This is a genomic window from Mycobacterium sp. (assembly GCF_035697385.1).
In the GTDB taxonomy this organism is placed as follows: Bacteria; Actinomycetota; Actinomycetes; order Mycobacteriales; family Mycobacteriaceae; genus Mycobacterium.
The window spans coordinates 1-9,341 of record NZ_DASSCY010000049.1 but is presented as its reverse complement, the minus strand read 5'-3'; the positions used below and the strand labels follow the sequence as shown (position 1 = coordinate 9,341).

Below are 9,341 nucleotides of genomic sequence, written 5' to 3'. Positions count from 1 at the left end.
ATGACCAACACGCGGTCGTGCGTGATCTCGGTGATCCGCCAACTGGTTGCACCCAGCGAGATGACATCGCCCGGGCGCGACTCGTAGACCATCTCCTCGTCGAGTTCGCCTACCCGCGAAGGCTTTTCCGAGTCGGTCGCGAGGTATACGGTGAACAATCCGCGGTCCGGAATCGCGCCGCCGGAGGTCACCGCCAACCGCTGGGCGCCGGGACGCCCGGTCAGAGTGCCTGCGTCGCGGTCGTACACCAGTCGTGGCCGCAGCTCGGCGAACTCGGTGGACGGATACTTGCCGCTCAACAGGTCCAGTGTCGCCTCAAAAGCGCTGCGCGGCAGCGTCGCAAACGGGGCGCTGCGCCGCACCGCTTCGAACCAGTGGTCGGCGTCCAGCGGCTCGAGGGCACACGCGGCGACCGTGTGCTGAGCGAGCACGTCGAGCGGATTCGCAGGCACCCGCATGGTCTCGATCTCACCGGACAGCATCCGTCGCACCGTGACCGCGCAGCCGATCAAATCGGTGCGGTGCTTCGGGAACAGCACCCCCTGTGAGATCTCACCGACCTGATGTCCGGCGCGTCCGATGCGCTGCAGGCCGCTGGCCACCGAAGGCGGCGCCTCCACCTGGATCACCAGGTCGACGGCGCCCATGTCGATGCCGAGTTCCAGGCTGGACGTCGCGACGACGGCCTTCAGGCGCCCGCACTTGAGGTCGTCCTCGACCTGGGCGCGCTGCTCCTTGCTGACCGAACCGTGGTGGGCCCTGGCCAGCAATGTCGGAGCGCCGAACGACTGACCGCTGGCCATCAGCTGCGCGGGGGAGCCGCCACCCACCTTCGGGTTGCGCTCGGCAGGCAGGTCGACCCCGGACCGGTCGGCGTGAATCTCGTTGAGCCGAGAGGTAAGTCGTTCGGCCAGCCGTCGTGAGTTGGCGAACACGATCGAGCTGTTGTGCGCCTCGATCAGGTCGACGATGCGCTCCTCGACGTCGGGCCAGATCGTGTTGTTCTCGAGGTTCGCCATGTCCGGCACCGGCACCTGGACCGACAGATCGAACGTCTTGGTCGCTGGCGGCGCGACGATCGTTGTCTTGGCCTGTCCGGACAGAAAGCGTGCGACTTCCTCGGGCGGGCGCACGGTCGCCGACAACCCGATCCGCTGCGCGGGTCGGTCGAGCAACTGGTCGAGCCGTTCCAGTGACAGCGCAAGATGGGCGCCGCGCTTCGTCGCCGCGACGGCGTGCACCTCGTCGACGATGACGGTCTGCACCTCGGCCAGGGAGTCGCGCGCCGCGGACGTCAGCATCAGGAACAGCGACTCGGGAGTGGTGATCAGAATGTCCGGCGGTTTGGTGATCAGCTCGCGGCGGCGTGCGGGTGGGGTATCGCCGGAGCGGACGCCGACGCTGATGGCGGGCGCGGGTACGCCCCGGCGCTCGGCGACACGGCCAATGCCGGTCAGCGGTGTGCGCAGGTTGCGTTCGACGTCGACGGCCAGCGCCTTGAGCGGCGATACGTACAACACCCTGGGCCCACAGCTTGCTAGGGGAGTGCCCGCGGTCGCCGGCCGAGGGTCGGCGGCCGCCAGCCGGTCGATCGCCCACAGGAACGCCGCCAGCGTCTTACCGGATCCGGTCGGGGCGATGACAAGGGTGTTGTGACCGTCGGCGATGGCCGACCAGGCTTGTGCCTGTGCGGCGGTCGGCGCCTCGAACGTGCCGGTGAACCACTCCCGGGTCAGCGCGCTGAACCGGGTGAATGGATCGGCCGGGGTGGAGCTCATCTAGTCATGGTGCCAACCGGCACCGACAAATACTCAGTCCCGGCTGTGCGCGACGGCTTCGACCAGCTCAGCGGGTAGCCCCGGCACCCGGCTGACGGCGTCGAGCAGCGTGTGGGCGCAGGTGTCGGCGACGTATCCGGCGTCGATCGACGGATCCATGATCCGCTGGCGGCACATTTCGAATGTGAAGGCCAGCCAGCCATAGATGGTGATCCGCAGATCGCGCTCGACCTTGGAATCCAGTTCGCGGCCGACGGCTTCGCCGATCCGTCCCATGATCCGGTTGGCCTGGCGATCGTTGTCGATGTCCTCGATACCGCGCAGGATCGGGTCGGATCGGCCCATCCCCATGTAGGCCGCCCACGCGCCGTGGGGATGCTCCTCGTCGTAGCGCAGATACGCCAGCACACCCTCACGCAATTGGTCGAAAAGTCCTTTGTCGGGATCGGGCGGGGCGTTGGTGGCCTCGAAGAGTCGTTCGCCCTCGGCGCGCACCACTGCAGCGAAGAACGCCCGCTTGTCCGGGAAGTAGTGGTACATCAGCGCGCGTGACACCCCGGCGCGTTCGGCGATCTCGTCGATGCGGACCTCGTCGTACGGGCGCTGGCCGAACACTTCGGCGCCCAGCGCCAACAACTCACTGCGCCTGTCCTCTGGAGACAGACGCCGTCTGGACTCAGCCATGCCGCTCATACTACTTGACACATGTACAACAGCGGCGGAGGCTGGCGACATGACCGTGTTGGAGAACGTGCGGACGTATCCGAAACTGCCCCGCCCCCGGTGGCGCGTGCCATTCCTCGGCGACGTGTTCTCCTACGACACCGACGCGCCGTCGCAGTCGGCGCTGAAGAACGCTGAACGGCTGGGGCCGATCTACGAGTTGCGGGCATTCGGCGTTCGTTACGTGATCGCGGCAGGTGCCGAGGTGGTCTCCGACCTCAACGACGAGACCAGGTTCTGCAAGCACATCGGCCCCGATATCGCTGCACTGCGGATCCTCGGCGGCGACGGTTTGTTCACCGCCTACAACGACGAGCCCAATTGGCACAAGGCACACAACTTGCTGATGCCTGCGTTCAGCCAGGCCGCCATGCGCCGCTACCACTCGGTGATGCTCGACGCGGCAGGCGAATTGGCGGCCCACTGGGACACGCGGGCCGGTGCCGATCAGACAGTGGACGTATCGGCCGACACCACGCGGGTGACGCTGGAGACCATCGGCCGCTGCGCGGCGGGCTACTCATTCGGTGCCTTTGAGTCCGACGCCACCCATCCCTTCGTCGAGCACATGATCTCGGGCCTCAAGGGCGCCGACCGGGCCGGTGTACTACGGGCCAGCTGGCTGCCAAAGTTCCTTGCCCGGCGTGAGGAGCGCAAGGTCCAGCGCGACGGCGACCACATGAACGCCGTCGCCGACGACATCGTCGCCAAGCGACGCGAGGAGGGGCTCGGCCACCACGACGACCTGCTGGAGATCATGCTGGCCTCGGATCTGGACTCCGCGAACATCCGCTACCAACTAATCAACTTCCTCGTCGCCGGGCACGAAACCACTTCCGGCGCCTTGTCTTTCGCGCTCTATTACCTGTCCCGTCATCCGCAGGTGTTCGCGCGTGCCCGCGCCGAAGTCGACAAGGTGTGGGGCGCCGACGAGGCTCCGGCCTTCGAGTTGGTCGCCAAGCTGCGGTACATCCGACGGGTATTCGACGAGGCGCTGCGGCTGCAGCCGACCGTGCCCGGCTACTACCGTGCTGCCCGCGAGGACACCGTGCTGGCAGGCATTTACCCGATGCGCAAAGGCGACTGGGCACTGGCCCTTACCCCCGCCCTGCACCGTGACCCGCGCTGGGGCGCCAACCCCGATGAGTTCGATCCCGATCGGTTCGCGCCGGAACTGGTCAAGGCGCGACCAGGCGGGCTGTACAAGCCGTTCGGCACCGGACCGCGGTCCTGCATCGGACGCCAATTCGCTTTGCACGAGGCGGTTTTGATGTTGGGTGTGCTGATCCGCCGTTACGACCTGATCGCCGACCCTGACTACGAATTGCAGATCTCGGAGCGACTCACGATGATGCCGAAGGACTTTCGGCTCGGTCTCCGGTTGCGTTAGCCGAAATGCACGCCCTGGGCGAGCGGCAATTCGGAGGAGTAGTTGACGGTGTTCGTGGCCCGTCGCATATAGGCTTTCCACGCGTCTGACCCCGACTCCCGGCCGCCTCCAGTCTGCTTCTCGCCACCGAAGGCGCCACCGATCTCGGCGCCAGACGTGCCGATGTTGACGTTGGCGATGCCGCAGTCCGAACCGTCGGCCGCCATGAAACGCTCCGCCTCCCGCACGTCGAGCGTGAAGATTGCCGACGAAAGACCTTGTGGTACTTCGTTGTTCAACGCAATCGCCTCGTCAAGCTCGTCGTAGGTCAGGACATAGAGAATCGGCGCGAACGTCTCGGAGTGCACCACCTCGGTCTGCGACGGCATCCGAACCACTGCCGGTGCGACGTAGTAGGCACTCTCGTCACCGACCTCATGCCGTTCACCGCCGAACACCTCGCCACCGTCCGCGCGGGCCTTCTCGAGTGCACCGACCATGTCACGGTAGGCGGTCTCGTGAATCAGCGGACCGACCAAGGTGCCGTCGACCGACGGATCGCCGACTGGCAACTGCCGGTAGGCATTCACGATGCGGTCGACGAGTTCGTCGGCCACCGAGGAGTGAACGATCAGCCGGCGCAGCGTGGTGCAGCGTTGGCCAGCGGTCCCTGCGGCGGAGAATACGATGCCGCGCACCGCCAGATCCAGGTCGGCCGACGGCGTCACGATTGCCGCGTTGTTTCCGCCCAGTTCCAGCAGTGCCCTGCCGAACCGCTGCGCCACCCGCGGGCCGACCTGCTGACCCATCCGCACCGACCCGGTCGCGCTCAGCAGCGCCACCCGCGGGTCGTCGACCAGGCGCTCGCCGACCTCTCGTGCGCCCTGGATCAGCCGGCAAACCTCACGCGGTGCTCCTACGTCGTCGGCGGCTCTTTCGATCAGCGCCTGACACGCCAGCGCGGTCAGCGGGGTCAACTCCGACGGCTTCCACACCACCGTGTCGCCGCACACCAGCGCGATCGCGGTGTTCCACGACCACACCGCGACCGGAAAGTTGAAGGCCGTGATCACACCGACCACGCCCAGCGGATGCCAGGTCTCCATCAGCCGGTGTCCTGGCCGCTCGGACGCGATCGTCTTGCCGTAGAGCTGACGCGACAGCCCGACGGCGAACTCGCAGATGTCGATCATCTCCTGCACCTCGCCGAGGGCTTCGGAGGTGATCTTCCCGGCCTCCACCGTCACGAGCGTCGCCAAGTCGGCCTTGTGCTCGACGAGTAGCTCGCCGAGCCGGGCGACAAGCGCACCGCGGACGGGCGCGGGCGTTGTCCGCCACATCGTAAACGCCTGCGCCGCTTGGCCAATGGCGTCATCGGCCTGTTCCGGGGTGGTCTCGGCGACGGTGAACAACACTTCGCCGGTGATCGGAGTGCTGGCCTGTAGACCGTGGCCGCCCGGCTCGGTCAGTGATGCGCGCGAGCCGATGGCGTGCAGCGCGTCGCGGACTTGCTTGCGCAAATCGTCGGCCGTCGGGACCTGGGATGTCTGAACCGTGGTCATGATTATGCGACTTTCTCGTAGAGCTCGTACGGATCGTGAACGTGGTGCCCGATCTGACCGGCCATCCATTCGGGGCTGTAGTCCGCATTGTCGGCCCCCTCGGCCGCCTGCGTGTCGGTATCGAGGTTCGACCGGAAAATTCCTGCTGCCGACGCAGGTAGGAAGTCCTCGTAGACAACCGGTTTCGACGGATCACCGCCGTGGTAATACGCCAGCCCGCGGGCGGCCAGTTCCTCGTGCGTGGCGGGGAAGTAGTCGCCCCACACCGCTGCGGGATCGGCGGTGGCCATGGCAGCGTCGTAGCGTTCCCTGCCTTTCGGAGTCAAGGCGACCCCTCGCGCCTCGACTTCGCCGAAGCGCACCCGCAATGCGCCGTCGGACACCGTGCCGTCGGTGTTGCGGAACCGTCGCGGTTCAGCCAGCGCGCGAAACGACGTCTGCCGCAACAGCACATCGGGACCGTGCCATCGCGGGGGGCCTTGGATCGCGTCGATCATCGTGATTCCGCGGGCGTTCATTCGCCGGTACAGCTCGTCGATGTCGAGCACGCGGGGCGTCAGGTGGTTGATGTGTGTGGTCGTGACACCGGCGATGTCGGCGACCACCGCCGACACCCGGCTCAGTTCCTCATACCAGCCGCGATCGATCGGCTCGCGGGACAACGCGAACGCCGACACCGCGGTGCGGACGAACGATTCGGCCTGCTCGGCACGCGCGCCGCCGTCGTCGGCGATGCGCCGGGCTTGGGCGATGAGCGCGGGCTCGAACAGCCGGCGCTGCGCAACGAATCGCTCGACGCGCCCGCGCAGTTCGGCGGGGAAGAATCGAGGGTCTGCGGTGGCCAGCATCGAGGTGAAGACCCGGAACGGGTTGTGGGCCAGCTCGTCTGTGTCGATCGGCCGGAACGCGGTCGACACCACCGGCACCGGCGACGCGGCGTCGCGCAGGTCGTAGAAGCCAACCGGATACATACCGAAGGCGGCGAACAGGTCAGCCACGTCGGCCAGCTCGCGGGCACTGCCGACGCGGATCGCGCCGTGACGTTCCGCGGTCACTCGCTCAGATGCGCCTCGTTCGCGGTTCACCTCGGCGCTGACCTCGACCAGGGTGGTGTAGGCCGGTACCTCGGCGCCGTACATCTGCGACAGTGCGGCAGCGAATCTCGCGCGCAGTTGACCCAGGGTCACGTTATTCATGCGGCTCAACTCCCACCGCCGCTGAGATAGTCTCCGGCCATGGTTGAGGCGGGCGAACATCTCGACGAGATCGACCGCATTCTGGTGCGTGCATTGGTCGCAGACGGGCGGGCGACGCTTGCCCATCTCGCCGAGACAGCGGGACTGTCGGTATCTGCGGTCCAGTCCCGGGTGCGACGTCTGGAATCGCGCGGGGTGGTGACGGGGTACACGGCGCGGATTAGTCCCGAAGCCGTCGGGAAGATGCTGTCGGCGTTCGTGGCCATCACTCCTCTCGATCCCTCTCAACCCGATGATGCGCCCGCACGGCTCGAACACATACCGGCCATCGTGTCGTGTCACTCGGTGGCCGGTGAGGAGAGCTACGTCCTGCTCGTGCGTGTCGAGTCGCCGCGAGCGCTTGAAGACTTGCTGCAGCAGATCCGTACGGCGGCGAACGTACGCACCCGAAGCACGATCATCTTACAGACTTTTTACTCCGGTCGAGAAATCATGCCGGAATAGTTCCTGTCCTGATGGCGGAAGGCCGTAAATAATGCGTTAGGATGGCTGCATGACCGCTGTCCTGACACCCCTCGGTATCGCGCCGTCCGACGTCCGTGACGTGCTGGCGCGCAGCATCCTGGCGGACGGGCTCGACTTCGTCCTCGACATCGAGCGCTCGGCCGGCTCCTACCTGGTGGACGCCCGCACGGGGGAGCGCTACCTGGACATGTTCACGTTCTTCGCGTCGTCGGCGCTGGGTATGAACCATCCGGCGCTCGCGGGCGATGAGGAGTTCCGCGCCGAGCTCGCCGCAGCCGCGGTGAACAAGCCGAGCAACTCCGATGTGTACAGCGTGCCGATGGCGCGGTTCGTCGACACGTTCGCGCGTGTGCTCGGAGACCCTGCGCTGCCGCACCTGTTCTTCGTCGACGGCGGAACCCTGGCCGTCGAGAACGCATTGAAGGTGGCGTTCGACTGGAAGAGCCGGCACAACGAGGCGCACGGCATCGATCCGTCGCTTGGCACCCGCGTCCTGCATCTGCAGGGCGCGTTTCACGGCCGCAGCGGCTACACGCTGTCGCTGACGAACACCGACCCGAACAAGGTCGCGCGGTTCCCGAAGTTCGACTGGCCGCGCATCGATGCCCCCTTCATCCGGCCCGGCGCCGATATGGATGCCGTCGAAGCCGAGTCGTTGGCGCAGGCCCGCGCGGCGTTCGAGGCGCATCGGCACGACATCGCGTGCTTCATCGCAGAGCCGATCCAGGGCGAGGGCGGCGACCGGCATTTCCGGCCTTCATACTTCGCCGCGATGCGTGAGCTGTGCGACGAGTTCGATGCGCTACTCATCTTCGACGAGGTGCAGACCGGTTGCGGGCTGACCGGAACACCTTGGGCTTACCAGCAATTCGATGTTGCACCCGATGTGGTGGCGTTCGGCAAGAAGACTCAGGTGTGCGGCATCATGGCCGGACGACGCGTGGACGAAGTGCCCGACAACGTTTTCGCGGTGAGCTCCAGGATCAACTCCACATGGGGCGGCAACCTCGTCGACATGGTGCGGTCGCGTCGCATCCTCGAGACCATCGAGTCCGACGACTTGATGGTCCGGGCCGCCAAGGCGGGCCGATATCTTCTCGACCAGCTTGAGGATCTGGCCGTTGAGTTCCCCGGCATTGTTCTCGATGTCCGTGGCCGCGGCCTGATGTGCGCGTTCAGCCTGCCAAGCGCCGCGCAGCGTGACGAGTTGGTCCGCCGGCTTTGGGACCATCATGTCGTGATGCTGGCGAGCGGGCCAGACAGTGTGCGGTTCCGGCCCGCGCTGACGGTGTCGCGTGACGAGATCGACGCCGCGGTCACCGCGGTGCGCGACGCGCTCAGCTGACCTCGGTAGGGGCCGTAAGGCGCCGGATAATCGACCGCAGGCGCGGTAGTTCGTCGCGGCCGACGAGCTCGCAGCCGTGCAACTCGGCGAGTTTCCGTGCCGCCGGGGTGAATTCGTGGTTTGTGACGACCATGGTCTTGGTGCAATCCTGCATCGGCGCGCCAGCGACCACCTCTTGGACGGCTGCGGCGCCGACCGGGCGAGCCTGCCGCTTGCATTGAATGGCAAGGCGTTCGGGCCGATGGCCGACGATCAGGTCGACGCCCCAGTCCCCGGTGATCGCGGTCATGATCACCGGCACTCCGCAGGATCGCGCGATCCGCGCGACATAGTCCTCGAACTCTGTGCCGGACATTTCGGTGGCGGGATCCTCGGCCGGACTTGGCGTGCTGGCACCGACGATGGTGCCCAGTAGGAAACGAGGCGTCGCAGCGACAACGACTGGCGTTGCGGCTCCGATGACCCCGCTCCAGACCGGCGCAGCTCCGAGTAGATATGCGGCAATGCCTGCTGCGACGGCCGCGATCACGTACCACTTCAGCCTGCGCACGGCCGAATGGTAGATGGGTGCACCGACGCAAGTGAATGACCGCGACGGGCTATCCACAGTCGCGTTTTCATCCCCAGGCGGTTCCTTCTCTAGTGGTTCTTGTCGGTGCGGGGTGGCACCATCGACTTTGTGATCGAACACATGTTCGACAATGTGGGTGATGGCGAGCTCGTCGAGGTGATGGGTGAGGCGACTCGTGATGAGTCGACGGCGATCGCCCAGCGTTTGGCGGCGGTGGCGGAGTTGTTTGTGCGCCGCTCGGGGGCGTTGGCCGATTTGGAGTGGTGTGTGGC

8 protein-coding genes are annotated in these 9,341 nt (G+C 66.3%); 3 read left to right on the top strand and 5 right to left on the bottom strand.

Features of this window, described 5'->3' with window-relative positions:
* The coding region (locus VFH65_RS04530) for a DEAD/DEAH box helicase (protein WP_353319945.1) at positions 1 to 1,778 on the bottom strand (1,778 nt) is incomplete at its 3' end.
* Positions 1,779 to 1,811: 33 nt separating this feature from the next.
* On the bottom strand, positions 1,812 to 2,462 hold the full coding sequence (locus VFH65_RS04525; RefSeq protein WP_353319944.1) for a TetR/AcrR family transcriptional regulator: 651 nt from the start codon (positions 2,460 to 2,462) through the stop codon (positions 1,812 to 1,814).
* A 49-nt stretch (positions 2,463 to 2,511) separates the two neighbouring features.
* Between VFH65_RS04525 and VFH65_RS04520 the strand changes: the two genes are divergently transcribed.
* Positions 2,512 to 3,891: a cytochrome P450 gene (locus VFH65_RS04520; RefSeq protein WP_353319943.1), complete on the top strand. Its 1,380-nt coding sequence runs from the start codon at positions 2,512 to 2,514 to the stop codon at positions 3,889 to 3,891.
* On the opposite strand, the gene VFH65_RS04515 is transcribed toward VFH65_RS04520, so the two are convergent.
* Together VFH65_RS04515 and VFH65_RS04510 are read right to left on the bottom strand one after the other, a co-directional pair.
* Positions 3,888 to 5,432 carry an aldehyde dehydrogenase family protein gene (locus VFH65_RS04515; protein ID WP_353319941.1) on the bottom strand — a complete coding sequence of 515 codons (1,545 nt, stop codon included), beginning with the start codon at positions 5,430 to 5,432 and terminating at the stop codon, positions 3,888 to 3,890. The genes VFH65_RS04520 and VFH65_RS04515 overlap by 4 nt on opposite strands.
* Positions 5,433 to 5,434: 2 nt before the next feature.
* Positions 5,435 to 6,628, bottom strand: a complete 1,194-nt coding sequence (locus VFH65_RS04510) for a VOC family protein (RefSeq protein WP_353319940.1) — start codon at positions 6,626 to 6,628, stop codon at positions 5,435 to 5,437.
* 39 nt (positions 6,629 to 6,667) lie between these two features.
* Between VFH65_RS04510 and VFH65_RS04505 the strand changes: the two genes are divergently transcribed.
* Together VFH65_RS04505 and lat are read left to right on the top strand one after the other, a co-directional pair.
* A complete protein-coding gene (locus VFH65_RS04505) occupies positions 6,668 to 7,132 on the top strand; it encodes an Lrp/AsnC family transcriptional regulator (protein ID WP_353319939.1) in 465 nt (154 codons plus the stop codon).
* Positions 7,133 to 7,181: 49 nt separating this feature from the next.
* Positions 7,182 to 8,498: an L-lysine 6-transaminase gene (gene lat / locus VFH65_RS04500; RefSeq protein WP_353319938.1), complete on the top strand. Its 1,317-nt coding sequence runs from the start codon at positions 7,182 to 7,184 to the stop codon at positions 8,496 to 8,498.
* On the opposite strand, the gene VFH65_RS04495 is transcribed toward lat, so the two are convergent.
* Complete coding sequence (locus VFH65_RS04495) at positions 8,491 to 9,048, bottom strand: restriction endonuclease (protein ID WP_353319937.1); 558 nt, start codon at positions 9,046 to 9,048, stop codon at positions 8,491 to 8,493. The two genes, lat and VFH65_RS04495, sit on opposite strands and share 8 nt — an antisense overlap.
* Positions 9,049 to 9,341: the final 293 nt, after the last annotated feature.

Bases quoted from the DNA above. Each gene is read 5' to 3' on its own strand.
- VFH65_RS04505 (WP_353319939.1), top strand. From the start codon at position 6,668: ATGGTTGAGGCGGGCGAACATCTCGACGAGATCGACCGCATTCTGGTG.
- VFH65_RS04510 (WP_353319940.1), bottom strand. From the start codon at position 6,628: ATGAATAACGTGACCCTGGGTCAACTGCGCGCGAGATTCGCTGCCGCA.
- lat (WP_353319938.1), top strand. From the start codon at position 7,182: ATGACCGCTGTCCTGACACCCCTCGGTATCGCGCCGTCCGACGTCCGT.
- VFH65_RS04525 (WP_353319944.1), bottom strand. From the start codon at position 2,462: ATGGCTGAGTCCAGACGGCGTCTGTCTCCAGAGGACAGGCGCAGTGAG.
- VFH65_RS04520 (WP_353319943.1), top strand. From the start codon at position 2,512: ATGACCGTGTTGGAGAACGTGCGGACGTATCCGAAACTGCCCCGCCCC.
- VFH65_RS04515 (WP_353319941.1), bottom strand. From the start codon at position 5,432: ATGACCACGGTTCAGACATCCCAGGTCCCGACGGCCGACGATTTGCGC.